The sequence below is a fragment of the Terriglobales bacterium genome, assembly GCA_035624455.1.
In the GTDB taxonomy this organism is placed as follows: Bacteria; Acidobacteriota; Terriglobia; order Terriglobales; family Acidobacteriaceae; genus DASPRM01.
This window is the reverse complement of record DASPRM010000128.1, coordinates 27408-51619: the sequence shown is the minus strand read 5'-3', so window position 1 is coordinate 51619 and position 24212 is coordinate 27408. Positions and strand designations below refer to the sequence as shown.

Genomic DNA, 24212 nt, shown 5'->3' with positions numbered 1-24212 from the left:
ATTAACATCCGGAAGGTGAGTCTAAATGGCCAATGGAAATAGGGTCAACGCTGAGACAGCCGCTGAAACAGTTGGCCCAGCAATGCGCAGGAATGGCACGGCCAACGGCAGGCGCCCGCAGAAGCCCAAGCTCGGTCAGCACTTCCTAAGCGATCCCAAAGCTGCGAAGAAGATAGTAGAGGCTCTCGGAGACATCTCGCATCAGATCGTTGTGGAAATCGGTCCCGGCGGCGGAGCCCTCACCGATCTGCTTGTGCAACGCGCCGGTCATCTCATCGCCATTGAGCTGGACCGCGTGCTGGCTGCGCAAATGCGGCTGCGCTATACGCGCTTCCCCAACGTGGAGATCCTGGAAGGCGACTTCCTGAAGCTCGAGTTCCCAACCGTGCTGGGTCATCGTCCGGGCCTGCTCACCGACCGCTCGCCTCACACCCAGCTCTCCACTGCGCGCGTCGTCGGCAACATTCCTTACTACATCAGCTCCGACATTCTGCTGCGGCTGTTCGAGTTCCACGACCGTATCGATACGGTGGTGATCATGCTGCAGAAAGAAGTGGCTGACCGCGTTGCCGCCCGCCCTGGCGGCCGCGAGTATGGACTGCTGTCCGCAACTGCGCAGCTCTACGCCAATGTCGAGAAGTTATTCACTCTGCCGCCGGGAGCCTTCTCGCCACCGCCGAAGGTCCACTCGACGGTGCTGCGGCTTACTATGGCTCCACAATTCCAGGCTCTCGGAGTGGACGAAGAAGGCTTCATCGAGTTCCTGAAACTCTCCTTCGGCAAGAAGCGAAAGATGCTGGTAAATAATCTGAAAGAGCGCTACGCAGGCGAGTCGATTCGCGCCGCGCTCAAGCAGGCGGGTGCGCGCAGCGACGTCCGCGCCGAGGCCTTGTCGCTGGACAAGATGGCAGCTTTGTACGGGGCGCTGGCGGTGAAGGTGGTGGCGGGCTAGCTGCCATCAAGTTTTGTACTGCCTTTCGCGGGATAAGCATAAGCGATTGGTTTGTCAGCACGAGACTGCAGAGGCATCGAGGAATCTGCACTTCCTACACTGGGTCGTTTCTGAGCGCGGCGCGACCAGTTCTTCCCCGCACGCGTAGCGCGCGGTCGCACCGAGCGAAGAATCTCTGCTTTTCAAAGCGTGATGACAGTTCGAACCCCATAGTATAATTCGCTGGAATCAAGCTGAGCTCTTGCCGGCTCCAGCCTTTGGCTCCGAAACCTGCTTTACGGGAGATGAACCATGGCCACGTTCATCCGCCCACCCGCTGTCGCCGGACAGTTCTATCCCGGCAAGCCCGAAACTCTTCTGCGTGAAATTCACAGCTACACTGATGTTGGTGGGGAAAAGCTGCGCGCCCTCGGCTGCGTCGTGCCTCACGCGGGATACATGTATTCGGGTCATGTTGCGGGCGCGGTTTACGGGAGATTGGAGCTTCCGCAGCGCTTCATCATTCTCTGTCCCAATCACACCGGCTACGGCGAGCCGCTCTCGATCATTCGCGAGGGGCGCTACCAGACTCCCCTGGGCGAAGTCGCCATCGACTCCGAATTGGCAGAGGAACTGATGTCCAAGGACCCCTTGCTCAGCGAAGATTACGATGCCCAGCGCCACGAGCACGCGCTCGAGGTGCAGCTTCCATTTTTGCAAAGCCTGCTTCCGAGTTTTGGGTTTGTGCCCATCACGGTGGGCGTCCGCCGCTACGAGTATCTCGAACAGTTAGGGACAGCGGTAGCCGAGGTAGTGAGCGCGCAGGCTGAGCGCGTGATGATCATCGCCTCCAGCGACATGAACCATTACGAGACCGACTCCACCACGCGCGTAAAAGACCGGCTGGCCATCGATCGCATTCTTGCACTCGATGCCAAGGGGCTCTACGAGGTCGTCATCAACGAGCAGATCAGCATGTGCGGATTCGGACCGGCTACGGCGATGCTGACCGCAGCAAATTGGCTGGGAGCAAAGTCGGCGGAGCTCATCAAGTACGCCACCAGCGGCGACATCTCCGGCGACCGCAAGACCGTTGTGGGCTACGCTGGGATTGCGGTCTGCTGACCAACTCCTCACGCTTGCCAGAATAAAGGCGGCCACCCCCTATGCGACCTCGTTCATCCTGACGGGTCATTGTGAGCGACGCGCGGCAGCTCTCTTCGCAGGCGCAGCCCGCGGTCGCGCCGAGCGAAGAATCTCTGCATTTCAAAAAGCAGACTACTTCGACTTGCCACCACCATGCATCCCCGATGATGAGTGCATGGAAGAGGATCCCGAAGAATGAGCCCCCGTCGAGCCGGAGGAGTGCATCCCGGACCCCGACATCGAACCCGTCGCTGAATGTGAGGACGAATAGCTCCTGCCTCCGGAAGCTGGCGACAGCCCTGTAGCGTGCGGGGTACGCGACACACCCGACCCGACCGGCGCGATTCCGGAGACCATCGTCGGATGCCACGGCTGGCTCGATACCGGTCTAGCCTCCGGTGCCAAACTGCTCGCCGGAATGCTCATCGAGTTCGCCTGCGTTACCCACGCTCCCGTAGCGGCGGAAACGGCGCCATGGTTATTGGGCTGCGCGATCCGCTCAATGCTGTCCTGCGTGACTACCAACGGTGCCCGCACATTAGGATTTGGCCTGGGACCGAAGCTATTCACCGGGACATTTCGCACGATGGTTGTGCCCGCAGTTGGCGGTGTCGTGGGAGAAACCGGACGCGCCCAATACGCCGGAGGATTCACCACCACCGGCACTGGTTGCCATCCATTGAAGTGACCCGGATGCCAGCACCAGCCGTAGTTGCCCACCCAAACCCAGCTGCCAAACCGGTAAGGCGTCCATCCCCAGGGATAGCTGGAAACAAATGTGTAACCGTAACCGGGGTAGTACGCCCACGCTCCGTAATCGAATGGATCCCAGAACGGGCTCACTCCGAACGGCCGCCATAATGAGCCATAGCCGGGCACCGTTGACCAAGAACCGTAATAGCTCAGATCATTCCAGCCGTATTGATACGGCGAAGGATTGTTAGCAGACGCGGTCTGGTTGTACGCGGCCTCGTAGCGCACCCTCTCGCTATCCCAACCATCAGTAATCTCTGGCGTAATCTCTTTTGCCAGAGCGAATTTGGACGGACCGCTCAAGTCTATTGTTAGGCTTTCACCCTTGCGTACCCACGCGATTTCCCGATCGTTGCTGACCGGCAGCTCACCGCCGAACACAGCGAATTCTGCCCGCCGACTGTCTACGGAGACACGAAAGTGGACGGCGTGGTCGAGCCTAATGCGCTGATCGGCAAAAGCGAGAGTGAACTCCTGGCTGCCTTTGCGCAGATAATTCACATATGCCGTGCCTTCGCCGATCCTGACCAGATCGATCAGAGTCCCCGAATCCTGCAGGCTGAGCTCGTCGAAGCTGACTTGGGAATTCTCGAGCAGCCGTAGTGTGCTTCCGTTTTCAAACTCGACTTCCACCCGGCCATCGGCGCCGGTCTCCAGGCGCACACCCTGCGTGACGGGAAGGTTGAGAATGGCTTTCTCGAAACCGTTGCCGGTGTTGCGGTCGATCTGGACATCGCCTTCGACGTAGCTGAGACGCACGAATCGCACGTGCGAATCGGAAAACACCGAGATCGGCCACATGAGGATCAGAATTGCGGCAGCAGAAAGGAGAGCACGTACCGTCCGCCTGGTGAACATAGTCGCGCCCCGCGTCGATCTTACTTATTAGACATATTAGACACCCAAAATGGGTGCTTCCGGACGCGTGCAACACAAAAAAACAGCGCCCGGCGACCCCCGTTTCAACCTGGCCCCACTTCGCTTCTAGGGCCGCTCGGATGCCGACGACGAAGGCACGCGGGCCAGAATCGCTTCAGCACGCCTCCGGGCTATGTTGATCACAGTGTGATCGGCGGCAATTTTCTCCAGCACCGGCGCTACCACTTGCAGTTCCGTCAGGTCGCCAGTGCGAGCCATCTCTTCCATGCGTTTCAATTCCGCATCCATCCCCAGTTTGTCATATTTATGCAGATCGCTCAGATGCCGCCCCATTTCCAACGTAGTTGAGAGATTCTGGAAGAATTGCGTCACCCGCTGGATGCGCACATCCTGCGACCAATTGTAAGTGGTCGAACCCTGCTGCTCCGGGCTGGCGAATTCCAGTTTCTTGGTTCCGGTAAAGGCAATTTTTGACTTTCGGTAGTCGAAGTCGCCCCGGAAATAATTCAGTTCACGGGCAGCGGCGAACAGGCTGTCACGCCCAGCATCCGATACGCGAAATTCAATGTGGTAGGGAGGATCGTCGGGATCCTGACTGTGGGATTCATAACTGGCATGGCCACCGGAGTCCACCACGATGACGTAGTGGCTGGGATCAATTTGGGGCATGTCAAAGGTGAAGGTGATGGCGCCCGACCTTGCAGACTCGATGGGAGCAGCAGGCGATTGCGCGGCGCCGCTGGAAATTCCCACACCGAGCGCCAGAAGAAGCAAACAGCTGAAGAAGCGGACAATGCTAATGTCCTTGCGAAACAATCCAAAGGCTCTCACTAGATAAACATTGTAATGGTTGCAAGCGCGAGAGACTCTAGTGGACCCCCTTCATGCGCCTGAGTGTCCCATCCGTGTGCAGATGGCAGATGGCGATGGCCAGGGCATCAGCGGCATCGGGCGATTCCGGCGGTTCCGGCAACTTCAGCAAGACTGTCACCATGTGCTGCACCTGGCTTTTGTCCGCGCGGCCGTAGCCGACCACCGCAGACTTGATCGACAAAGGCGCGTACTCTGCCACCTCCAATCCCTGAGAGGAAGCAGCCAGCATCGCCACACCGCGCACTTGTCCCAACTTGAGGGCGGATTTTGCGTTTACGGCGTAGAAGACGTCCTCGATCGCCACCATGTTGGGGTGATGCTGCTCAATGATGTCGCAGAGGAAGCGAAAGACCTGGCCGAGGCGCTGCGGCATGGGCTGCTTCGGCGAGAGCTTCACTGTTCCGCAGGTCACGAAGTGCAGAGTGCCGTCGGCAGCTTGCTCCACCACGCCATATCCGGTGTATTCGCTGCCGCAGTCGATGCCCAGCACACGCATAAGCGCGAGTGTATATCGGCATTGCTTGAGATGGGTATTGCCATCGCGCAGTCCTTAATGAGGAAGATTGGCGGAAGAGCCACTGACAGATCGCGCCATCCATTTTCCCAACTGCCCGGTCATCATCAGGTAGATCATCCGAAAATCGCTCATCAGCGACCACCAGGGATGACCAAGGGTGGCTGGGCGATTACCTTCTACAACGAAGTGGGAGAACCAGGCAAACCCGTATCCGATGAGCGGGAAGAGCAGGATTCCCCAAAGCTTCCCGGCGGCCACGGTGACGACAGCCACAATCAGTCCCAGCGTGGTGCCGCAGGCGTGCAGATAACGCGTGGCTGGGCGGCTGTGCTCGCGCAGGTAGAATACAAAAAAGTCATCGTAGCTGGTGAATTGGTAGGGCTCTTCCATCGCGTCCTCACCCCCAGGGTGAAAGTCAACCCCTGGTAGGGGACATCTTATCCTTTGTCCCATTCTGGTAACAGATTTCCGCGCCAGGAGGACCGGGGCGTCGCTGGAGTCCTGGTACAGAACGACAGGCCATTGGACAAAACGGTACAATCTTCGGCAAACTCGAACGTTCATTCCGAATGAATCTGTCTTGACTGAGGAGCAGTCATGAAAATCGGCATCCTGACCGGCGGCGGTGATTGTCCCGGCCTGAACGCGGTGATCCGTGCGGTAGTCCGCAAAGGCACTTTCCACTACGGCGATAAGTTCGTTGGCTTCCTCGAAGGATGGCGCGGAGTCGTCGAGAACAAGGTCGAAGTCCTGGACCTGACCAAGGTAGCCGGCATCCTGCCTCGCGGCGGCACGATCTTGCGCACCTCCCGCACTAATCCCGCCAAGCGGGAGGGCGGGCTGCAGCGCTGTGTGGACAATCTCCACCGCAACGGGGTCGATGCCCTGATTACCATTGGCGGTGACGACACCATGTCCGTCGGGCTCAAGCTGAGTGAGATGGGTTTGAAGGTAGTGGGTGTTCCCAAGACCATTGACAACGACCTTAGCGGCACCGATTTCACCTTTGGCTTCGACACGGCGGTCGAGATCGCCACTGAGGCCATTGACCGCCTCCACACCACCGCCGAAGCTCACAACCGCGTGATCGTGGTGGAGGTGATGGGGCGCGACTCTGGCTGGATCGCGCTTTACAGTGGGATTGCCGGTGGCGCGGACGTCATTCTGATCCCCGAGCGCCCCTTTGACATCAACAGCGTGGCTGAAGCGCTCAAGCTGCGCCACGCGCGGGGGCGCTATTTCAGCATCGTGGTCGTAGCGGAAGGCGCGACCTTCGCTCCCGTAGCCTCACGCGACGGACACGCGATCACGCAAGACATCGGGAAAGACGAGTTCGGGCACGTCCGCCTCGGTGGCATTGGCAACCTGCTGGCGAAGGAGATCGAACACCTGACCGGATTCGAAACCCGCGCAGTAGTACTGGGCCACGTGCAGCGCGGCGGCTCACCTACGGCGTTTGATCGTGTGCTGGCCACCCGCTATGGCACCGGCGCCATCGACATGGTACATCGCGGTGACTTCGGCAAAATGGCGGCTCTCCGCGGTAACGAGATCGTGGCCATTCCCCTGCAGGAAGCTCTGAGAGAAAATCGCAAGGTCGATGAAGGCCTGATCGCTGTGGCCCTGGGCCTGCACGACAAGATCGGCACAGAAAAGGAACCGGCGCCCGAGGTCATTACCTCGACATAGCATGCCGAACACCAGAATGTTCTGCGACCCGCGTGACCGTTAGCCGTAATGACCTTGGATAGGGAGAGGGCGATGAGCAGCGGGCATCGCCCTCCACCGCTTTTCCCCCTCAACCGACCCTTTCCTATCGCTTGCTTTTTGCAAGTGACATCTGTTAAGGTATCGCAGTGCATCGGAGGCCTAAGTCAAAGCCGCGCTCCGGCTGTCCCGTGAGTGTTTCCCTTGAGGTGTTCGGGGATCGCTGGTCGCTGCTCATCATCCGGGATCTGATGGTTCGTGGATTCCGCACCTTCAAGCAATTCCAGGAAGCGGGCGAGGGAATCGCAACCAATGTTCTCGCAGATCGTCTAAAAAAACTTGAAGCCGCAGGGATTATTTCTCCAGAACCGGAAGAAAGCGATGGGCGAAGGGTAAATTACCGGCTTACGGAGAAGGGAATTGATCTGGCGCCAGTAATGCTCGAGCTACTTATTTGGGGTGCGCGCCACCAGCAGACCGCGGCTCCCTGCGCACTCATCGCCAGGATGGAAAAGAACCGGGAGTGGGTGCTGGCGGAAGCCAGAAGACGGTGGAAAGAGCGAGATGCGACTCCACTGATACCGTCATTCGTGGAGAGAAGAGTCGATCGAGGTGGGGTCAGAGGCCGAAGGGCGGGCGCACCTGCCGTTCGAGTGCGCGAGTAGACGCGATGTCCGCAGGCCAGTTCAGGATTAGCGATTTCCGGGGCCGATTTATGTCTTACAAGTCCTGCGTCTTACGAAAGCCAAGGAGAAAACACGATGAGGAAAGCATCGCTACTCTTCTGCGTTGTGCTGCTGGCGAGCGCTGCGGTATTCAGTCAAACGCTCACTTCAGCCGACCGTGATAAGGCGGAAACGTACCTGCAGCAAACTCGTGACGGCGTGATTGCGGCAACGCAGGGCCTTTCGGAGGCGCAGATGAAATTCAAGCCGGCACCGGACCGGTGGTCGGTTGCGGAGGTGCTGGAACATATCGTTCTGGTGGAAGACTTTACCTTCCAGAATGTCACGGACAAGGTAATGAAAGCGCTGGCGGGACCTGGCGATCGCGACACCGCCAAAATTGATGCCATGGTTTTGGCCCTGGTTCCGGATCGCACCAATAAGAGGCAGGCGCCGGAAGGAGCCAGGCCCACCGCTCGCTGGACACCCGCGGAAAGCCTTGATCACTTTCAGAAGAGCCGAGCCCGAACGATTGCTTTCCTGGAATCGACTCCCGACTTGCGGGAACACGTTGGTGATAGTCCGCTGGGGCAGTTAGACGCCTACGAATGGCTGCTGTTCATGGGAGCACACAGCGAGCGGCATACCAAACAAATCCTGGAAGTGAAAGCGGATCCCAATTTCCCCAAGAACTGAAGCGGTAACACGCAACATTTCGATCCAAAAATTCTCTGGATACAGGTCGATTTATAGTGAGTGTGATCGTCGTTAGAAGGAGGCTGACATCTGGAGGTCACCCGGGTGCCAAGTCTGAAACTGAGGAGTAGTTAATTCATAACAACCACAAAAACATAAGAGGGAGATACAGTATGGAAACAAAGCCGACGCACGAACAAGCACAACTCCAACTGCAGCTTTACGAGATGCGGCGTGAGGCACGTTTGCGCCAGGCACGCGACTGGTTCTTCAAGAACTACTTTGTGAACAACCTCGATGACGCCATGCGCCTGGCTGCGCCGGGAACCGAAACTGGCGCATTCGCGGCCATGGTAGTCAGCTATTGGGAACAGGCATGTGCCTTGCTCAACTACGGCCTGCTCCACGAGGATCTGTTCTTCGAAACCAGTGGCGAGTTCTTCGGAGTTTGGGAGCGCGTGAAGATCGTCGTTCCACTTTTCCGCGAAAAGTTCGCCTACAAGGGCTACCTGGCGCAAATGGAAAAGGCTGCGCAGCGGTATGAGACCTGGGTGGAAAAGCGCTCACCCGGTCACCTCACCGCCATGCGTGAATTCATGAAGCAAATGGAGTCGCAGCTGAAAAAGGCTGCCTAAACCGAAAGCAAAAGACAAAAGATAGAGGTGAAGATACGAGGGAGACCTGCGTTGCTCGCGGCAAGAGAGCTCAAAGACGGGGCCGCTTACAACGCAGGTCCCTATCCCCTGAATCTATTTCCTGAATCACCGCAAAGGAGAAGAGATCATCATGGGCAAACCTGTTGTTCATTGGGAGCTGATGTCCAAGGATCCTGAGAAAGTCGCGGCTTTTTACGAGAAAATCTTTGATTGGAAAATCCAGAACATGCCGGAGATGAACTATCGTCTGGTTGACACCGGAGGTGAAGGTGGCATCAACGGCGGCATTCTAAAACCGGACCGCGAAGGCCCCTGGCCCGGCGACATGACGTTCTACATCGCCGTGGATGACTTGGCGACTTACCGCAAGCGTATTGTTGCCGAAGGCGGCAAGATTTGCGTCGAGGAGCAGGAAGTGCCCGGGATGGGGTCGTTCACGCTCTTCACCGATCCGGAAGGACGGATGATGGGATTGTGGCGCAGTGCCCAGTCAATGAAGTAAGGGAAAGGACGATTGCTCGAATTCACAAAATCATTGAGGGGTGAGGTATGAGCAAAGTACGCGTTCTGGTGGGAACACGTAAAGGCGCATTCATTCTTACGTCAGACGGCAAACGGGAAAAATGGGAGATCAGCGGGCCGTTTTTTGCCGGCTGGGAGATGTATCACCTGAAGGGATCGCCTGTGAATCCCAATCGAATTTATGCATCGCAGTCGAGCGGCTGGTTCGGGCAGCAGATGCAGCGCTCCAACGATGGCGGACAAACCTGGGAGCCGGTGGGCAATAAGTTTGTCTACGACGGTGTCCCGGGGACGCACCAGTGGTATGACGGCACGCCACATCCGTGGGAGTTCAAGCGAGTCTGGCATCTGGAACCGTCGCTGACGGATCCCGATACGGTGTACGCCGGAATTGAGGACGCGGCTCTGTTCGAATCGAAGGACGGCGGGAACACTTGGCAAGAGCTGGCTGGCCTGCGGGGTCACGGTTCAGGTCCGAAGTGGCAGCCGGGCGCGGGCGGCATGTGCCTGCACACGATCATTCTCGATCCCCGCAATACCGGGCGGATCTATATCGCCATTTCGGCTGCAGGCGCATTCCGCAGCGATGACTGCGGGAAGACGTGGCGGCCGATCAACCGCGGGCTGCATTCGCAATATATCCCCGATCCCACGGCTGAGGTCGGTCACTGCGTCCACCACGTTGCCATGCATAAGTCGCGTCCGGATGTGCTGTTCATGCAGAAGCACTGGGACGTGATGCGCAGCGATGACGCGGGCGAGAATTGGCGCGAGGTAAATGGCAATCTCCCAACCGATACGGGTGCTCCCGACGGCCGGCGCGGTTTCGGCTTCGTGATTGATGTGCACGCGCACCAGCCGGAAACCATCTATGTTGTCCCTATTAAGAGCGATAGCGAACATTTCCCGCCGGAGGGAAAGCTGCGCGTCTATCGCAGCCGCACCGGCGGGAATGAATGGGAGGCACTCACCAAGGGCCTGCCGCAGAGTGCCTGCTACGTCAATGTGCTGCGCGATGCCATGGCCGTGGACTCGCTCGATAAATGCGGTGTGTACTTCGGCACAACCGGTGGGCAGGTGTACGCTTCGGCTGACGCCGGAGACACCTGGGCGCCGATCGTTCGCGATCTTCCCGCAGTGCTCTCGGTTGAGGTCCAGACGCTGTCATGATCCGGGTGGTGCTTCCGACACATCTGCGGACGTTGGCGAAGGTCGGCGGCGAGGTGAAGCTGGAGATCGAGGGCCGGGCAACGCAGCGCTCGGTCCTCAACGCCCTGGAGGCTCAGTATCCCATGCTGAAGGGCGCGATCCGCGATCACGTGACCCAGCAGCGGCGGCCCTTTCTGCGCTTTTTCGCCTGCGAGCAGGATCTCTCCCACGAGCCACCCGATACACCGTTGCCGGATGAGGTTGCGTCGGGCAAGGAGCCGTTGCTGATCATTGGGGCGATCGCGGGGGGATAGGTGAGAATCCGAGGGAGCATTGCGGGTCCTGCGCCCTGATTTCTGGGAGATCCTGTTGACGACGGATCGCAATTCTTGCCCCACCCTTCGCTGCGCTCAGGAATGGGGCACCCTCAGTATTGTGGTTGCGGGAGAGGTGGGCCAGTCCAGCCGAGCCGCGTCTTATTGCTTTTTGTTGGCTGAGTTATGATGTCGTCCTCAGTAAGTCCTTCAGCGTCCCTAGCACTCTGAAACTCAAGTCTGAAAGGTGGGTTAAAGATGCAAGAAGAACAAAAAGATACCTATTCCTTTACCTCTAAGGACGGCAAAGTCTGCTGCTTTAAGGATCCTGCCGCCGACCAGACATTGACCAAGCTGTGGGAAACAGTGGAACTGACGGCTTTTCATGATGCCGAATTGGCCCAAGCCACCAAAGAAATCAACGCCATCTTGAGCGAAGTCGAGGAGAGCAACAAAGACTCGAAGCGGAAGCTCTCGTTCATTCGATTCCAGAACCGTCAGCTACTCGTGTGGGCAAGTTACGCGGTCGGACCCCACGATGATGACGAAAACATCATCAAGGCGCTCAGATTGAAGGTGAGGTAAGCCCTGGGGGAGATAGTTCGCAACCAGCCGGAACCAGACTCCGCTCCCTAGCAGAACCGCTCGACGGGCCCGCAGCAATCCTCAACGGTCACGCTAAGGAAGAATACGTTCCAGAGCGAGGAGAGTTGAAAATGATTGATACAGGTGGCTCAAAACCAACTGAAACATACCAGTGGCTGTGCGCCGACCAGCAGTGTAAGGTGTTGGAGTGTTTCATCAGCAAGTGGAATTCGCAGAGCGTGTGCAGTCTCTGGGAGGTGAATCAGCTATCCGCCGCCCATGATGCCCAACTGGCGGAGGCGACCAAGCGAATTAACGCGATTATCAGCAGGCTGGACAAGGGCAATAAGGATCGGAACCGAAAACTCTCGTTTGTTCAGTTTCAGAATCGTCACTTGCTTGTCTGGGCGAGGTACGGTGCGGTGGGTCCTAACGATGACCCAAAGAAAGTCATCAAGGCGCTCGGACTGAAAGTTCCGAAACGGCGTAAGTGAACCAATGTCCGCCTGAGTGCCCCAAGTGTGAAGTTGGATCGGGTGAAGTAAGAGTGAGTCGAGGCTGGCTCGCCCTGAATGGACGGGACGTCCGTTCCCACGTATTTCCGTTCTCAAGCCAAAGCAAGCTCGAGCAGGCCACTCTCCCGGGGTGGCCCAAACTTGTTGCGGCAAAGGTGGACCACCACTTTAATCTTGTGTATGGAGCGATGATTCTAGCCACCCTGCGCTGCGCTCATGATGGATCACCCACCGTATCGGGATGGCAGAGAGTCGTTCATGGTTGGCGTGACATCAAAGCTTCTGTAACAGGGAGCTGCCATGTCAATTCGACCTATCAAGCGGTTGATTAAATCCAAGCCGACTCTGGAAGGCGCGGGAGTGCACCTGCGGCGCGCTTTCGGTTTTGGAAACAGCAAAGACTTTGACCCCTTCCTCCTGCTTGACGATTTCCGCAACGATGTTCCTGAAGACTACCTTGCCGGCTTTCCCTGGCATCCTCATCGCGGGATCGAAACCATCACCTATGTGCTGGCGGGGACCGTCGAACACGGCGACAGCTTAGGAAACAGCGGCGCCATTGCGGCGGGAGATGTGCAATGGATGACAGCGGGCAGCGGCATCATTCATCAGGAGATGCCTAAAGGCGATCGCACCGGCAGGATGCACGGCTTTCAGCTGTGGGGGAACCTTCCTTCGTCGCTGAAGATGACTGCGCCGCGTTACCAGGAGGTGAAGACTCAGGACATCCCCGAGGTCACGGATGACGACGGCACCCACGTGCGAATCGTGTGCGGAAGTTTTTGGGGAAAGAAAGGGCCGGTGGATGGCGTAGCCGCCGATCCAATCTATCTTGATGTGTCGGTTTCTCCACTCAAGAGGAAAACTCTTCCGGTGGAGACGACCCGGCACGCGTTTGCTTACGTTTTTGGGGGAAGCGGAAAGTTCTGCAATGCATCCGAGCCTCTGGCCGTGCCGACTGAGCCGGTCAAGTGGTTGGACACGAGACCTCCTACGGAAGCAGACAACCGCTCGCTCATACTGTTTGATCGCGGCGACGAGGTCTCGGTGCAGGCGGGAGAGGATGGAATCCGATTCCTGCTGATTTCGGGGAAACCCATTGCAGAGCCGGTGGCGTGGTACGGACCCATCGTGATGAACACGCAGGAGGAGCTGCGGGAGGCGTTCACCGAGCTCCAGGAGGGAACGTTTCTCAAGGAAAAGTCGCGGCAGTAGATTCGCTACTCGACTGCGACTTTGGTTCCCGGCTGCGCCTGGCTCGATAGCCGATCGATGCGCTGGGTGAGAGCCTCGCGGATAGCCTTGAGGAATTCCACCCGCGAATTAATCAGGTGCTGCCGCACCTCGGGAGAAATCCCGAAAATTTCCTTCACGGTGTTGACGACTTCGCGGCAGGGGCACGGTTCATAGACTGCTCTCTCGCTTGTCGTTGATTCAGTTTTGTTGGTGTCGTTCATGGTGTCTCCTTCATTTCGACCGTGAGGGTTTTGCTCTGCAGCCTGGCGCGGGAGGGCGACAGGGCTGCCATTGATCGCGGCAGGCCGATGTGACGGCGAAAAGTGCCGACCTGCACTACCAATTCGTCACCTTTCTTGAATAGTTCGATCTCGCCCTTGGTGGCGAATGGTAGCAGAACTCGAATCTCGTAGATACCGTCGCGTTTGCCGAAAGTGTAAGTCCTCTCCGTTCGGGTTACGGCCGCCGGATCTTCGTTCTCAGCATACAGCACTTGCGCCAGATCCTCTAGCCGCTGCTTGCCCAGGACTTCGTGAGCGAATAGCGGCACTTTCTTTACCGGAACTGGGGCGAAGTAATCTTCGATCTCGTGCATGATCGTGGCTTGAGAACTGTGCCACTCATTGAACCACGTGTCCATGATTTCGGCAGGAAGCACCCGGTTCACGATTACGGTGTCCACGGTGAGGCCATGGAGAGAGAAGTAGACGAAAGCGCGTTGCGTCTCCCGCAACACCATCTTCTCGGGATTGGTCACCAGGCGAACGCTGGTGACTTGAGGATCCTCCATGACCTCATCGACGCCTTCCAGCTTCTGGAAGAGGTCGCGGATGTTGCCGAAGTAGGTGTCGGGCGGCAATTCGATGGGCCCCACGCGGTTGGCGATGGGCCGCACCGCCTTGAGAAGACTGCGCTGGAAGGGAAAGATGTGCTTCATATACCAGTCGAGCGTGGTGGGCATGCTGATGAAGCGCATGGATTCGGCGGTGGGAGCAGCATCGAGCACGATCACGTCATAGCGGTGTTCACGACGATATTGGTTGATGTACATCATGGCGCTGAGCTCTTCCATGCCGGGGAGGATGGCCAGTTCTTCCGCTTCCACGCCGCTGATCCCGGTTGTTCGCAGGACCGAGCTCACGTAGGAGGAGATCTCCTGCCAGTGGCGCTTGATTTCCTTTTGGATATTCAGTTCCTGGATCGAGAGCTGATCGTTGATGGGAAGGGGATCGGAGGTCTGAACGTGGAAGAGATCAGTTTCGAGATCGAAGGCATCGCCCAGGCTGTGCGCCGGATCGATGCTCATCACCAGGGTACGATATTTCAGTTGTGCGAGTTTAACGCCGGTGGCGGCGGCGAGGCTGGTCTTGCCTACGCCGCCCTTTCCGCTGAACAGCAGGATCCTCATCCCACCATTCTAATAGCCTGCGTCTGTGGCAACGAAGCCGGGCGCACCGCCTTCTTCCATGATTTGGCCTGGGCGATGCAGATCACGTGCAGAATGAAAAACAGCGGCACCAGGAAAGTTGGGATCAGGCTCAGCGGCAGCACGGTCATCGGGGTCATCAGGGGACCATGTGGATCAAGCAGCCGCGCGGTCGTGCCGAGAGTCACTGCGGTTAACAGATCAGTGATCCCGAGTAGCTGCCAGACGATGAAGGTATTTCGATAATTGGGTTTCGCAAGCCAGAGTGCGACCGAAGAGGCCGTTGCTCCGATGAAGATGTCGCCGTATCCCGCAGGTAGAGCGAAGATCGCAGGCAGGATGCCACGCGCCTCCATGAGAACGAATACGACCCCGACGACCCGCCAGGATTGCAGCGACGTCAGACTCTTCGAGTCCAGCGACAAGGTATAGCGGCGGAAATTTTCCGAAGTGGCAAACCACAGAAAGAAGATCAGAATGGGACTGCTGGCGGAAAGAGCTACGGCGATTCCAATCTGATTCGCTGCATTTGTGAAAAGATGTAATGCCGAGCCGACAAGAGCAAACGTAAACCAGCCGGCTAGCAGGGCCGTCAATAGCTTTCCATATCTGGTCATAACCGGTCTCCTTTATCGGTTGCGATAGTTGCCAAGTTGGTGGTGGCGCGGAAGAGATAATTCCAAGCTTTATCCCCGAGTTCGGCTTGCAGGTGGGATTGCACTTTCTCCCAGACGGGTAAAGCACGGTTGAGTTGGAGCTCCCCGGCCTTGGCCAAGCGAATCCAGCGTTCCCGCCGATCCTGCCCACGCCGCTCCGCGATCCAGCGGTGCCGGCGCATGATTGCGAGCGTCCGAGTCAGGGTGGTGGTGTCCAAGGCCAGAATTTCACCCAATTGCCCCTGTGGCACTTCTCCTGCGATCGAGAGTGCCTGCAGAATTGTGAACTGCGTCGCATGCAAACCGAACGGGCGCAGCGCGTAAGCGTAGTGTTGCGTGAGCGCTCGTGCAGCGCGCCGGAAGCTGGCGCACATACATGGAAGTTGTGGCAGGGAGGCGCTCATATAGGAAGATAGATGTATATACATATATATGAGGATTCACGATTTTGAGCCGAGTTTGTGCTCCAGGTCTCAGTGAGGGGACATAGGGGACGAACTGGCTAGAGCTGGTTGCGAAGTTCCCGGCGCAGAATCTTGCCGGACGGATTGCGGGGAATAGCGGGCACAAAGCGGACATCGCGGGGCTGCTTGTAGCTGGCAATGCGATCGGCAACGAAAGCGCAGAGTTCGTCCTTTAGTTTGCCGGAATCTACAAAGCCATCGCGAAGGACAATGAAGGCGCAGGGCACCTCGCCGGCACAGTCGTCGGGACGTCCAATCACGCCGCAATCGCGCACCGCGGGATGCTCGAGCAGAGCAGCCTCGATTTCCGCGGGAGCGACCGGAAAGCACTTGTACTTGATCATCTCTTTGCGGCGATCGACGATGTAGTAGAGGCCGAGATCATCTTTGCGCGCGACATCACCCGACCAATACCAGCCATCGCGCAGCACGTCGGCGGTTGCCTGCGGATTCTGCCAGTAACCGAGCATCATTTGCGGACCACGCATGACCAGCTCTCCTGGCTGGCCACAATCGGAGTCGACTTCCGAGTCGGTGCGCGTCACATCAACGATTCGGCAATCGGTCAAAGCTACTGGATGACCGATGGAGCAGGGATTGTCGAGCGGCGGCTTGGTAAATCCAACATGGGTGACAGGCGAAGCTTCCGTCATACCATACCCCTGCGCGATGGTGACGCCGGTGACGGACTTAAGACGTCGCGAGAGCTCGGCGGCCAATGGCGCCGCGCCGGACTTCACCCAGCGCAATTTATGGTTGGCGGGAAATAATCCTTGTTCCGCCGCCTGGATCATGAGATTCACAACCGGGGGCACGCAGGGAAGAAGGGTGACCTGTTCCGAGACCAGCAATTGGAGCGCGCGCGTGAGGTCAAAACGGGGCATCAGCACCAGCGTGCCGCCGGTGATCAGGGATGGATTCATCACCACGTTGAGCCCGTAGATGTGGTAGAGGGGCAGAAAGCATAGGGCGACGCCGTCGTCATATACCGGCATGCAACCAGGGCCATGCATCTGGTAAACGTTGGCGAGCAGATTGAAATGCGAGAGCATCACGCCCTTGGGCAGCCCAGTGGTGCCGCTGGAGTAGGGAAGTGCGGCGATGGTTTCTTTGGGATCGCGGTCGGGTGAAGGGAGCCTGGCTTGGCTAGGACAGAGCAGAGAATCAAAGCTGGAAGATGCAGGAGTGTGCTCGCGGATGGTGTAGACCGCGCGCAGTTGCTTCAATCCCGAGAGATCAATACCCGCGATCAGCGGCCCATCGCTGATGAGCATGACGGCATCCGAATCTTCGAGCTGGTAGCAAACTTCACGCTGTCGATAGCTTGGGTTCAGCGGAGTGGATATGCCGCCGGCAAGCGTGATGGCGTGACAAGCCACGACGAATTCCCAGCAGTTGAACAGGAGAATCGCAACAGTCTCACCCGGCTTGAGTCCGGCGGCCACCAGGCCACGGGCAAGTTGTGTCACCATTTCGCCCAATTCGCCATAGGTGATGCGCCGCGGACCTCCGGCAGCAAACGGATCGACAACCGCAGTTCCCTGCGGCACACGGTGGCAAGTGGCTAGCACCACGTCGTGTACGAAGCGTCCCTCAGGGTTCGCGTAGAGTTGGGTGCGCAGCATTATTCGAGAAGATAGTCAGGAAGAGATTTTTCGCAGAAACTCCCGTTCGTCCATACGATATTTGAAGGCCTTGCGCCCATCGATGAAAACAACCGGCACTTCGTCGGTGAAGCGACGGCGGAATTCCTCGTTGCTATCGACATCCACTTCCTGCCAGCGGAAACCGCCACGCCGCGAGAGCTTCATCAGCGATTCTTTGACGACCTCGCAGAGATGGCAGCCTTTCCTCGAATACAGAACGACTTCGCGGTCCTCTGGCACGGGGGCAGAGTGTAGCACGATTGGGAGGTACGCTACGGACGATCAGTGCTCCGTTCCGCGGCTAAGGAGAGGTGGCGGGACGCTGGCTGGCTCTCCTTTCGCTCAGCGAGCCATATGAGCAAATGCTTGTTGGATGTCGCGGCGGTGAGCTTCCAGCAATCGCTGCTGCCAGCCGTCGTCCCAGGCAGCATGTTTCTTCATGTAGAGCTCCATGTGTCGCAGGGGATCCGTGGGCTGGCTGATGGGTGTACCCAGCGATCTGGACCCCTGGTTTGGCTTTGGCGCGAACCAAGGCTGGCATTCGATCAGCGTAGGTCCATATCCTTTGCGGGCGTGATCAACCGCCTCACGGGTCACCCGATAAATGGCAACCGCATCGCAACCCAGGACAGGAATTCTGGGGAATCCGTGTAACAAGCTCGTGGAATCGTCATGCTGGCCGACAGGCCGTGCCGGTCGGTGGTTGTTGGGAGGAGACTCGACCAGCAATAGCAGAGGCAGCTTGTAACCCCCCGCATAAGCCATTGCACTCTGCCAGCGTGCACTGCTTGCGGACATGTGATTCGCGATCACGAGCACCACATGGGGACGCCCGTTCAGCTTGTAGCCCAAAGCGAGGCCCATGCTGAGGACGAGATCACCTCCCATTACCACCATAGACTTATCAAGCGGGAAACCGAGTTCGCCATTGCGCGTCTCAACAACCGGCGAAGAATTCTGGAATACTTCCGACACTGCCGCGCTGAGCCTAGCGCCGCGGGCGATGGGAATCATGGCATTGGGAGCGGGCAACACTGCCACATCCTGTGGCTGGAGGTCGATGGCTGCGGCGACGCGAGAGGCTTCACAGCCGATCGCCGTTGCGTAGGGGCGAGGCAGGCGCAGCTTAACAGCACGCTGGTCCACCATGCGGCACAGCAACATGGACGAGTAAAGCCGTCGCAGAAGATCACGCCCCAGGGGATGGTCAGGGATACGGGCACCGGCTGAGGATGAGACCGCGGATGGAGGAGAGGGTGGCAAGGCACGAGTCTCTGGCTGCGTCGGGCGCGTCATGGTGCTGGAATTTTAGCTTAGACGGCCGCGCGTCACGAATTTGCTGGCCTGACCATTTGTTCTTAATATACCTTGACACGTATATGTCCAAAAGAGTATATAAAGAGAGTGGAATCTGCCTTCGAAATCATTGCGGAGCCGAACCGCCGCGCGATATTGAGCCTGCTGGTCTGGTCACAACGGTCGGTGGGAGAGATCGAGCGCCAGCTTCGTATGCCGCAGCCGACCGTGTCAAAACACCTGCGGGTTCTGCGCGAGGCCGGTTTCGTGGAGTCCACCGTGGATGCACAGCGCCGTCTTTACCGGCTGAAGCCTGAACCGTTTCGGGAGGTGGATGCCTGGCTGGCGCAGTTCCGCCGACTCTGGAACGCTCACGTAGATGCTCTCGAACGCCACCTCGACCGCATGGATCCATCCACAGCAACGAAAACGAAGGCAAGGAAGACAAGGAGAGGAAAATGAGCGATCGCGCGCAGTACACGCCGGGTCCGGCCAGCGGGGCGCAGATAAAGAAGGAAGAGACACAGAACGGCAAAGACAAGTGGACGCTCATTCTCGTCCGCGAACTGCGCCACCCGCCGGAAAGAGTCTGGCAGGCGCTTACCGATCCGGTGCATTTGCGCGAGTGGGCTCCCTTCGACTCCGATGAGAGCCTGGGTAGGGTTGGAACGGTGAAACTCGCCTGGGTGGGAACGCCGCAGGTTGTGGAGATCAGAGTGACGCGAGCCGACGCTCCCAGGTTGCTTGAGTACGACGATATGCGCTGGGAACTCGAGGCCGTTGGCAGCGGCACGCGCCTGACGTTGTGGCACAACATCGATCGCCGCTTCATCTCGTGGGGCGCCGCGGGCTGGCACATCTGCTTCGACGTCCTTGAGCGGCTGCTCGCGGGAGAGCCGATTGGCCGCATCGTCGGCAGCGACGTCATGAAGTTCGGCGGCTGGCAGCGATTGCAGGCCGAGTACGCCAAGCAGTTCGGTGTTGAAACACCCAACCGGCCGCCTGAGGCGGCTCAAGAGTCGTAAATCGAGGAGATCATGACCCCAGGCACGCAACGTACGATTTTTCGCTGGATTCACATCGTCTTTGCCATTCCGATACTCGGCTATATCTATAGTCCGTTTGAAAGGCTCCCCGATTACGCTCCCGCAACTCGGTTTGTCTTCCTTCCTGTGATGGTCCTTACAGGATTGTGGATGTGGAAGGGCCATGTCGTTCGACGACTGATTTCGAAAAGATCGGTTTGACCGAGGTTAGCGTCCAAAAACGGGACGGCGGATATTCCTCTACCCGGTTGAGGGCGCCCGTCCCTACATGAGCGGAGATTGCAGGCCACGCTAAGCGAAGCTAAATTATCTGCGAGAGTAGGAGCTAACATGAAAAATCCCATTTCGCTGGAATCTGCCTCTGCATCAATCGACCAGAAGATCAAGGAACTTGGCGACTGGCGCGGGAAGACGCTCGCCAGAGTGCGCGAAATCATGCACGAGGCGGACCCGGAGATCGTCGAAGAGTGGAAGTGGGCCAAGGCGACATCGCCGGGGACACCCGTCTGGTCCCATGGGGGCATCGTCTGCACGGGAGAGACGTACAAGAACGTCGTCAAGATGACGTTTGCCAGGGGAGCGGCGTTGCCGGACCCTTCCGGTCTATTCAACTCCAGCCTGGAAGGGAATGTCAGGCGCGCGATTGACTTACACGAAGGCGACATGATCGATGAGGTGGCCTTGAAGGATCTCATTCGCGCTGCCGTGGCGCTCAATCTCGAGGGCAAAAACCAGCCAAAGCCCAAGCCCCGGCACCCGGGCAAGACCTGAACATCCCCACTCAAGCCAAAGGTGAGATTGAATGGGGTACCCGCCGGGTACCTTCATCACAACAAGTCCAGGCTGAAACAACTTCCACCAGGCGTAGGACTGTAACCGTTCAATCCAGTTGCCAATCGGCGGCGGCATATTTCAACATGGCTGTGGATTCCCTTGTGGAAAAGCGGGGTCAAATTTGTGTAACTCCATTAAGCTCCCGTTATTTCTACGGAATGCACTTTATGGGGTGCGAAGAATTTCATCAGGCGATCGTTGAAGTGGCATAGACATAAGTTGTTATCTTGCAAAGAAGTTACAAATATGCTGGTGCGATTTTCCCGAAAAAGGTCGCTGAGGCAGCGTTTTGAAGAACCGAATTGACAAGTTGCTGGTGGAGCTCGGGCTGGTGGCTTCGCGCGAGCGCGCCCAGGCACTGATCCTCGCCGGACGCGTGCTGGTGAACGAACAGAAGGTAGAAAAGGCGGGAACTGCCGTGGATGTCGGGGCGCGGATACGTCTGCTGGGCGAGGATCTCAGATACGTGAGCCGTGCGGGGCTGAAGCTGGAGGCCGCGCTCGAGCACTGGCAAATTGATGTTCGCGGTCTGACCTGCGTCGATGTAGGCGCCTCAACTGGCGGCTTCACCGACTGCCTGCTGCAACATGGCGCTGGGCGGGTGATCGCGATCGACACCGGCTATGGACAGATGGATTTGAAAATTCGCGAGGATCCCCGGGTGCGGCTCCGGGAGAAAACCAATGCACGCTACTTGCAAGCCGGAGATCTCGGGGAACCAGTGGATCTGATTGTCATAGATGTCTCGTTCATTTCGGCGACATTGGTGATTCCTGCCGTGGTGGAGGCAGCCATACAAAATGACACGCGTGATCAGGCGCGACCGAAGCAGATGATCGTGCTGGTGAAGCCGCAGTTCGAGGTCGGGCGTGAGCATGTCGGGAAGGGAGGAATCGTGCGCGACACGGAGCAGCAGGCGTCAGCGGTGGCCAAAGTTCGACAGGCGGTGGAGCAGTCCGGCTTCGACACGGGATCGGAAATCGAATCGCCAATCCTTGGGACAGAAGGGAATCGTGAGTTTTTGCTGTACGGCAGGCGCAAGCAGGGGAACTAGCGGGGCGGCATGCAGACTCAATCCAGCGGTGGAGCTGCATACGTAAATCACACCCTACAATCTTCATGTGCTCGGCACCTTTCCTCCGAGCCTTGGTTCGTTGAGCGCACCAAGTGTACGCGGCGGCTGGGAGCCGACACGGTTATCGAATCAGCCCCCAATTCTCAAGTACGAATTTGATCCTCTTGAAACGAGGCCATGCGGGAGTCTAAGCTTTGGGCATAGCGCAGGAGGGTAAGATGCGAGATCAACAGATACGTGCGGCGCTGGATCAGCATTGGGCGGCCTCCGACGCCAACGATTTTGAAACAGAGCACCGCATCTATCACGAGGACGCGGTGCTGGAATACCCACAATCAGGCGAGCGAATACCCGGTCGCCTCAACATACAGATCACCCGCTCTATCCAGCCGAACAAGAAGCGCTTTACTGTCCAGCGAATCATTGGCAGCGGCGACCTTTGGATCACCGAATTCATCCTGTCCTATGACGGCAAGCCATCCTACACCGTGAGCATCATGGAGTTCAGGGGCGACAAGGTTGCGCGAGAAACGCAGTACTTTGCGGATCCATTCCAGCCCAGCCCAGCTCGCGCTCAGTATGTGGAACGGATGGACACGCAATCTCAAAGCGCGGGGACTCGCTAATCACACCGGTGGTTTGCGACAACCTCGCGGCGCCTTCAAACCGCAAAGGGAAATAGCACTTGTACCGTACAGCACGCGCAAGTAGGAGAACTGTCCCGGTTACCATTTGGCGATTACGACTGAAATCGATCCATTCTGTACAATCCCAGCAACATGAAATCTGCAGGCATCGTATCCAAGCCGGAGAAGCCGGAGCTGTCGAAGCTGGTGCCGGAGCTGACCCACTGGCTCGAAGACCATGGATATCAGGTGTACATCGACCAGGAGACCGCCACCTACGTTCCGGGAGGCGGCGAAGTGCTGGAACGGGAGAAGCTTTCATCGAAGCAATTAAACTTCGTAGTCGTACTGGGAGGGGACGGAACCCTGCTCTCGGCGGCGCGCGCCGTGGCGGCTGCGGGCACTCCGATTTTGGGGATCAATCTCGGATCCCTGGGTTTTCTGACGGAAGTTCCGACTGGGGAGATGTATGCGACACTGAGGGCCATCAATGAGAACTGCTGCGAGGTGGAAAAACGATCGATGCTACAGTGCTGCCTGATGCGCGGCGAGCGCTGCGCTTCCGACTACCTGGCATTGAACGATGCCGTCGTAGCCAAGAGCGCCATAGCCCGCCTGGCGAACTTTGATCTCTATATCAACCGTGCCTTTGTGTCCAACTATCGCGGCGACGGGCTGATTATTTCTACCCCAACCGGTTCGACGGCGTACTCTTTGGCCGCAGGCGGACCGATCCTGATGCCTTCAGTCGAGGGACTGGTAATTTCTCCCATCTGCCCGCATGCTCTCACTCATCGTCCGCTGGTGATCCGCGATTCGGTCGAGATCGAGATTGTCGCCAAAAGCTCAGGCGAGCAGGTATTTCTGAGCATCGATGGTCAGGTGGGCATGCCGGTGGAGGATGGCGATCGCATAGTGTGCCGGCGATCCCAGCACGTTACTAAGCTGCTGCGGCTGCATAAGACTTTTTTCGATGTCCTCAGAACCAAGCTAAAGTGGGGGCAGCGTTAGGCGGGTTCGGGGCGCGTCAGGCAAGCCCAAGGACATGATAATTCGCTGAAGGGTCCCGTAATCAGGCTGTAACTTGGAGGAAGATGGTACGCGAACAGATTCTTGATTCCGGCAAGCTGCCGATTAACTATGCAGAAGGACCGGATTCGGGCCCACCTCTGCTGCTCCTGCATGGCCTCTCGCAGCGCTGGCAGGTGTTCCAGCCTGTCCTGACCGACCTGGCCGACTTCTGGCACGTTTATGCGCCCGATTTTCGCGGACATGGAAAGTCGGGACGCGCGCCGGGAGCCTACCGCGGAGAAGACTACGCGGCCGATGTCATCCACCTGATCGAAACTAAGATCAGCAAGCCGGTGGCGATCTTCGGGCATTCGCTGGGCGGAATGGTGGGAATGTACATCGCTGCCCAACATCCGGATCGAGTGAGAGCGCTTGCACTCGGGGATACGGGAATCCACCTGGAAAGCTACGAGAGCAGCTCTTATCGTTCGCTGTTTGAAGGCGTGGAGAACCGGCTGCAGCCGGGCATGAAGTTGAAAGAGCTGGCGGCGGCAGTCTCTGACATGTGGGTGGATTTGCCGGATGGCGCACGCGCACAACTCAAGCACATTGCGGGTAACGACGCGGCGACGCTACGCTGGTGGGCCAGCAGCTTATTGCAGCTCGATCCCGATACCATTCGCATGACCCTGGACGGACGCTCCGGACGCAACTGGGACGCCGAGGGCATCATGAAGAACATCGCCTGCCCCACGCTGCTGATCCAGGCCGATCCTGCCCGCGGTGGCGTCATGACTGACCGGGATGTCCGCAGCGCGCTAACCCTGCTGCGCGACGCGTTACATGTCCGGTTGAATGGCGTGGGGCATTCACTGCAGCGGCACGAACCTCAGGTGGTGCTGCGGGTACTGATGAATTTCCTGGGGGCACTGGAGTAGCCCTTGCATGCCGCGGTGCAAACATGATTGCCACCCATCCTTTGCCAACG

General features: G+C 58.0%; 30 protein-coding genes. 19 read left to right on the top strand and 11 right to left on the bottom strand.

Features of this window, described 5'->3' with window-relative positions; genetic code table 11:
- The first annotated feature begins 25 nt into the window (after positions 1 to 25).
- Together rsmA and amrB are read left to right on the top strand one after the other, a co-directional pair.
- Entirely contained in the window at positions 26 to 952 is a 927-nt protein-coding gene (gene rsmA, locus VEG30_14545; GenBank protein ID HXZ81145.1) for a 16S rRNA (adenine(1518)-N(6)/adenine(1519)-N(6))-dimethyltransferase RsmA, read from the top strand.
- Between the two features lie 291 nt (positions 953 to 1243).
- Entirely contained in the window at positions 1244 to 2056 is an 813-nt protein-coding gene (gene amrB, locus VEG30_14540) for an AmmeMemoRadiSam system protein B (protein HXZ81144.1), read from the top strand.
- A gap of 153 nt (positions 2057 to 2209) precedes the next feature.
- Here amrB and VEG30_14535 read toward each other — a convergent pair whose 3' ends face one another.
- The 4 genes from VEG30_14535 to VEG30_14520 all read right to left on the bottom strand — a co-directional run bounded on the left by VEG30_14535 (position 2210) and on the right by VEG30_14520 (position 5489).
- Complete coding sequence (locus tag VEG30_14535; GenBank protein HXZ81143.1) at positions 2210 to 3688, bottom strand: FecR family protein; 1479 nt, start codon at positions 3686 to 3688, stop codon at positions 2210 to 2212.
- Positions 3689 to 3814: 126 nt separating this feature from the next.
- Complete coding sequence (locus tag VEG30_14530) at positions 3815 to 4540, bottom strand: hypothetical protein (GenBank protein ID HXZ81142.1); 726 nt, start codon at positions 4538 to 4540, stop codon at positions 3815 to 3817.
- Between the two features lie 37 nt (positions 4541 to 4577).
- Positions 4578 to 5078: a crossover junction endodeoxyribonuclease RuvC gene (gene ruvC, locus VEG30_14525; protein ID HXZ81141.1), complete on the bottom strand. Its 501-nt coding sequence runs from the start codon at positions 5076 to 5078 to the stop codon at positions 4578 to 4580.
- A 54-nt stretch (positions 5079 to 5132) separates the two neighbouring features.
- Positions 5133 to 5489 (bottom strand): DUF962 domain-containing protein, encoded by a 357-nt coding sequence (locus VEG30_14520; GenBank protein ID HXZ81140.1) that lies wholly within the window; start codon positions 5487 to 5489, stop codon positions 5133 to 5135.
- A gap of 207 nt (positions 5490 to 5696) precedes the next feature.
- Between VEG30_14520 and VEG30_14515 the strand changes: the two genes are divergently transcribed.
- From VEG30_14515 to VEG30_14470, 10 genes are all read left to right on the top strand, one after another.
- Positions 5697 to 6788 (top strand): 6-phosphofructokinase, encoded by a 1092-nt coding sequence (locus VEG30_14515; protein ID HXZ81139.1) that lies wholly within the window; start codon positions 5697 to 5699, stop codon positions 6786 to 6788.
- A 209-nt stretch (positions 6789 to 6997) separates the two neighbouring features.
- Positions 6998 to 7471 (top strand): helix-turn-helix domain-containing protein, encoded by a 474-nt coding sequence (locus tag VEG30_14510; GenBank protein ID HXZ81138.1) that lies wholly within the window; start codon positions 6998 to 7000, stop codon positions 7469 to 7471.
- A 96-nt stretch (positions 7472 to 7567) separates the two neighbouring features.
- The gene (locus VEG30_14505) at positions 7568 to 8167 is read left to right on the top strand and encodes a DinB family protein (GenBank protein ID HXZ81137.1); all 600 of its coding nucleotides are present in this window, start codon (positions 7568 to 7570) and stop codon (positions 8165 to 8167) included.
- Between the two features lie 173 nt (positions 8168 to 8340).
- The gene (locus tag VEG30_14500) at positions 8341 to 8802 is read left to right on the top strand and encodes a hypothetical protein (GenBank protein ID HXZ81136.1); all 462 of its coding nucleotides are present in this window, start codon (positions 8341 to 8343) and stop codon (positions 8800 to 8802) included.
- Between the two features lie 151 nt (positions 8803 to 8953).
- Positions 8954 to 9325 (top strand): VOC family protein, encoded by a 372-nt coding sequence (locus VEG30_14495; GenBank protein HXZ81135.1) that lies wholly within the window; start codon positions 8954 to 8956, stop codon positions 9323 to 9325.
- Between the two features lie 47 nt (positions 9326 to 9372).
- Positions 9373 to 10515, top strand: coding sequence for an exo-alpha-sialidase (locus VEG30_14490; GenBank protein ID HXZ81134.1), 1143 nt, complete (start codon positions 9373 to 9375; stop codon positions 10513 to 10515).
- Positions 10512 to 10808: a MoaD/ThiS family protein gene (locus tag VEG30_14485; protein HXZ81133.1), complete on the top strand. Its 297-nt coding sequence runs from the start codon at positions 10512 to 10514 to the stop codon at positions 10806 to 10808. The genes VEG30_14490 and VEG30_14485 overlap by 4 nt, the downstream gene beginning before the upstream one ends.
- Positions 10809 to 11066: 258 nt before the next feature.
- Positions 11067 to 11393, top strand: coding sequence for a hypothetical protein (locus VEG30_14480; protein ID HXZ81132.1), 327 nt, complete (start codon positions 11067 to 11069; stop codon positions 11391 to 11393).
- A gap of 131 nt (positions 11394 to 11524) precedes the next feature.
- A complete protein-coding gene (locus VEG30_14475) occupies positions 11525 to 11887 on the top strand; it encodes a hypothetical protein (protein HXZ81131.1) in 363 nt (120 codons plus the stop codon).
- Positions 11888 to 12208: 321 nt separating this feature from the next.
- Positions 12209 to 13123 carry a pirin family protein gene (locus VEG30_14470; protein HXZ81130.1) on the top strand — a complete coding sequence of 305 codons (915 nt, stop codon included), beginning with the start codon at positions 12209 to 12211 and terminating at the stop codon, positions 13121 to 13123.
- Between the two features lie 5 nt (positions 13124 to 13128).
- Here the strand turns inward: VEG30_14470 and VEG30_14465 are convergent, their stop codons facing one another.
- The 7 genes from VEG30_14465 to VEG30_14435 form a co-directional block, all read right to left on the bottom strand.
- Positions 13129 to 13365 carry a hypothetical protein gene (locus VEG30_14465; GenBank protein ID HXZ81129.1) on the bottom strand — a complete coding sequence of 79 codons (237 nt, stop codon included), beginning with the start codon at positions 13363 to 13365 and terminating at the stop codon, positions 13129 to 13131.
- Positions 13362 to 14552 carry an ArsA family ATPase gene (locus VEG30_14460; GenBank protein HXZ81128.1) on the bottom strand — a complete coding sequence of 397 codons (1191 nt, stop codon included), beginning with the start codon at positions 14550 to 14552 and terminating at the stop codon, positions 13362 to 13364. Before VEG30_14460 ends, VEG30_14465 begins: the two co-directional genes overlap by 4 nt.
- A complete protein-coding gene (locus VEG30_14455; GenBank protein ID HXZ81127.1) occupies positions 14549 to 15187 on the bottom strand; it encodes a hypothetical protein in 639 nt (212 codons plus the stop codon). The genes VEG30_14460 and VEG30_14455 overlap by 4 nt, the downstream gene beginning before the upstream one ends.
- A complete protein-coding gene (locus tag VEG30_14450) occupies positions 15184 to 15654 on the bottom strand; it encodes a MarR family winged helix-turn-helix transcriptional regulator (GenBank protein HXZ81126.1) in 471 nt (156 codons plus the stop codon). The genes VEG30_14455 and VEG30_14450 overlap by 4 nt, the downstream gene beginning before the upstream one ends.
- A gap of 74 nt (positions 15655 to 15728) precedes the next feature.
- On the bottom strand, positions 15729 to 17315 hold the full coding sequence (locus VEG30_14445) for a class I adenylate-forming enzyme family protein (protein ID HXZ81125.1): 1587 nt from the start codon (positions 17313 to 17315) through the stop codon (positions 15729 to 15731).
- A 15-nt stretch (positions 17316 to 17330) separates the two neighbouring features.
- Positions 17331 to 17576, bottom strand: coding sequence for a glutaredoxin family protein (locus VEG30_14440; GenBank protein ID HXZ81124.1), 246 nt, complete (start codon positions 17574 to 17576; stop codon positions 17331 to 17333).
- Between the two features lie 102 nt (positions 17577 to 17678).
- Entirely contained in the window at positions 17679 to 18632 is a 954-nt protein-coding gene (locus VEG30_14435; protein HXZ81123.1) for a thiamine pyrophosphate-dependent enzyme, read from the bottom strand.
- Between the two features lie 108 nt (positions 18633 to 18740).
- On the opposite strand from VEG30_14435, the gene VEG30_14430 reads away from it, so the two are divergent.
- From VEG30_14430 to VEG30_14400, 7 genes are all read left to right on the top strand, one after another.
- Entirely contained in the window at positions 18741 to 19094 is a 354-nt protein-coding gene (locus VEG30_14430; GenBank protein ID HXZ81122.1) for a metalloregulator ArsR/SmtB family transcription factor, read from the top strand.
- Entirely contained in the window at positions 19091 to 19657 is a 567-nt protein-coding gene (locus VEG30_14425) for an SRPBCC family protein (protein ID HXZ81121.1), read from the top strand. Before VEG30_14430 ends, VEG30_14425 begins: the two co-directional genes overlap by 4 nt.
- A gap of 351 nt (positions 19658 to 20008) precedes the next feature.
- A complete protein-coding gene (locus VEG30_14420) occupies positions 20009 to 20449 on the top strand; it encodes a DUF1801 domain-containing protein (protein ID HXZ81120.1) in 441 nt (146 codons plus the stop codon).
- Between the two features lie 352 nt (positions 20450 to 20801).
- Positions 20802 to 21566, top strand: coding sequence for a TlyA family RNA methyltransferase (locus VEG30_14415; protein HXZ81119.1), 765 nt, complete (start codon positions 20802 to 20804; stop codon positions 21564 to 21566).
- Positions 21567 to 21805: 239 nt separating this feature from the next.
- A complete protein-coding gene (locus tag VEG30_14410; protein HXZ81118.1) occupies positions 21806 to 22213 on the top strand; it encodes a nuclear transport factor 2 family protein in 408 nt (135 codons plus the stop codon).
- 153 nt (positions 22214 to 22366) lie between these two features.
- Positions 22367 to 23224, top strand: a complete 858-nt coding sequence (locus VEG30_14405; GenBank protein HXZ81117.1) for an NAD(+)/NADH kinase — start codon at positions 22367 to 22369, stop codon at positions 23222 to 23224.
- 83 nt (positions 23225 to 23307) lie between these two features.
- Complete coding sequence (locus VEG30_14400) at positions 23308 to 24162, top strand: alpha/beta hydrolase (protein HXZ81116.1); 855 nt, start codon at positions 23308 to 23310, stop codon at positions 24160 to 24162.
- Positions 24163 to 24212 lie beyond the last annotated feature (50 nt).

What these genes read in the sequence shown, in the direction of transcription:
- rsmA (HXZ81145.1), top strand. Translation starts at nt 26, where the DNA reads ATGGCCAATGGAAATAGGGTCAACGCTGAGACAGCCGCTGAAACAGTT.
- amrB (HXZ81144.1), top strand. Translation starts at nt 1,244, where the DNA reads ATGGCCACGTTCATCCGCCCACCCGCTGTCGCCGGACAGTTCTATCCC.
- VEG30_14535 (HXZ81143.1), bottom strand. Translation starts at nt 3,688, where the DNA reads ATGTTCACCAGGCGGACGGTACGTGCTCTCCTTTCTGCTGCCGCAATT.
- ruvC (HXZ81141.1), bottom strand. Translation starts at nt 5,078, where the DNA reads ATGCGTGTGCTGGGCATCGACTGCGGCAGCGAATACACCGGATATGGC.
- VEG30_14520 (HXZ81140.1), bottom strand. Translation starts at nt 5,489, where the DNA reads ATGGAAGAGCCCTACCAATTCACCAGCTACGATGACTTTTTTGTATTC.
- VEG30_14515 (HXZ81139.1), top strand. Translation starts at nt 5,697, where the DNA reads ATGAAAATCGGCATCCTGACCGGCGGCGGTGATTGTCCCGGCCTGAAC.
- VEG30_14505 (HXZ81137.1), top strand. Translation starts at nt 7,568, where the DNA reads ATGAGGAAAGCATCGCTACTCTTCTGCGTTGTGCTGCTGGCGAGCGCT.
- VEG30_14500 (HXZ81136.1), top strand. Translation starts at nt 8,341, where the DNA reads ATGGAAACAAAGCCGACGCACGAACAAGCACAACTCCAACTGCAGCTT.
- VEG30_14495 (HXZ81135.1), top strand. Translation starts at nt 8,954, where the DNA reads ATGGGCAAACCTGTTGTTCATTGGGAGCTGATGTCCAAGGATCCTGAG.
- VEG30_14490 (HXZ81134.1), top strand. Translation starts at nt 9,373, where the DNA reads ATGAGCAAAGTACGCGTTCTGGTGGGAACACGTAAAGGCGCATTCATT.
- VEG30_14485 (HXZ81133.1), top strand. Translation starts at nt 10,512, where the DNA reads ATGATCCGGGTGGTGCTTCCGACACATCTGCGGACGTTGGCGAAGGTC.
- VEG30_14480 (HXZ81132.1), top strand. Translation starts at nt 11,067, where the DNA reads ATGCAAGAAGAACAAAAAGATACCTATTCCTTTACCTCTAAGGACGGC.
- VEG30_14475 (HXZ81131.1), top strand. Translation starts at nt 11,525, where the DNA reads ATGATTGATACAGGTGGCTCAAAACCAACTGAAACATACCAGTGGCTG.
- VEG30_14470 (HXZ81130.1), top strand. Translation starts at nt 12,209, where the DNA reads ATGTCAATTCGACCTATCAAGCGGTTGATTAAATCCAAGCCGACTCTG.
- VEG30_14465 (HXZ81129.1), bottom strand. Translation starts at nt 13,365, where the DNA reads ATGAACGACACCAACAAAACTGAATCAACGACAAGCGAGAGAGCAGTC.
- VEG30_14460 (HXZ81128.1), bottom strand. Translation starts at nt 14,552, where the DNA reads ATGAGGATCCTGCTGTTCAGCGGAAAGGGCGGCGTAGGCAAGACCAGC.
- VEG30_14455 (HXZ81127.1), bottom strand. Translation starts at nt 15,187, where the DNA reads ATGACCAGATATGGAAAGCTATTGACGGCCCTGCTAGCCGGCTGGTTT.
- VEG30_14450 (HXZ81126.1), bottom strand. Translation starts at nt 15,654, where the DNA reads ATGTATATACATCTATCTTCCTATATGAGCGCCTCCCTGCCACAACTT.
- VEG30_14445 (HXZ81125.1), bottom strand. Translation starts at nt 17,315, where the DNA reads ATGCTGCGCACCCAACTCTACGCGAACCCTGAGGGACGCTTCGTACAC.
- VEG30_14435 (HXZ81123.1), bottom strand. Translation starts at nt 18,632, where the DNA reads ATGACGCGCCCGACGCAGCCAGAGACTCGTGCCTTGCCACCCTCTCCT.
- VEG30_14425 (HXZ81121.1), top strand. Translation starts at nt 19,091, where the DNA reads ATGAGCGATCGCGCGCAGTACACGCCGGGTCCGGCCAGCGGGGCGCAG.
- VEG30_14420 (HXZ81120.1), top strand. Translation starts at nt 20,009, where the DNA reads ATGAAAAATCCCATTTCGCTGGAATCTGCCTCTGCATCAATCGACCAG.
- VEG30_14410 (HXZ81118.1), top strand. Translation starts at nt 21,806, where the DNA reads ATGCGAGATCAACAGATACGTGCGGCGCTGGATCAGCATTGGGCGGCC.
- VEG30_14405 (HXZ81117.1), top strand. Translation starts at nt 22,367, where the DNA reads ATGAAATCTGCAGGCATCGTATCCAAGCCGGAGAAGCCGGAGCTGTCG.
- VEG30_14400 (HXZ81116.1), top strand. Translation starts at nt 23,308, where the DNA reads ATGGTACGCGAACAGATTCTTGATTCCGGCAAGCTGCCGATTAACTAT.